The organism is Pseudomonas sp. 2995-1, from assembly GCF_002742505.1.
Lineage (GTDB): Bacteria > Pseudomonadota > Gammaproteobacteria > Pseudomonadales > Pseudomonadaceae > Aquipseudomonas > Aquipseudomonas sivasensis.
The window spans coordinates 1-348 of sequence record NZ_LJSA01000241.1 but is presented as its reverse complement, the minus strand read 5'-3'; the positions used below and the strand labels follow the sequence as shown (position 1 = coordinate 348).

General features: G+C 35.3%; 1 protein-coding gene. It reads left to right on the top strand.

Features of this window, described 5'->3' with window-relative positions; translation table 11 throughout:
* Positions 1 to 17 precede the first annotated feature (17 nt).
* The coding region (locus AOA61_RS02735; protein WP_256583328.1) for a Na-translocating system protein MpsC family protein at positions 18 to 348 on the top strand (331 nt) is incomplete at its 3' end.

Below are 348 nucleotides of genomic sequence, written 5' to 3'. Positions count from 1 at the left end.
GCTTTATCAGTAAGCAATTGAAGAAGCATTTTGGGAAAGGTTCTGAAGCTTGCCAATGTATTATTAGTGGGGAGACTAATATGATGTTGGTAAAGGTAAAGAACTTTATGACACCTGCAGAAGAAGTAATGGTAAATAAAGGTGAGATCCAATTAGCATCTTCATATAGAGCAGTAATCGTTAATTCAATATTTGAATCAGCTAGTATGGAACTAGCTGATATTTCAGGAAAGAAACATGATAAAGTTTTACACGATTGGAGCTATGAGACTAACAGGGGAGTTATAGTAATATTAGGGGAAGAAGAGATTGAATCGCATTTTAAGGAAGGACATACTCCTATTCCAC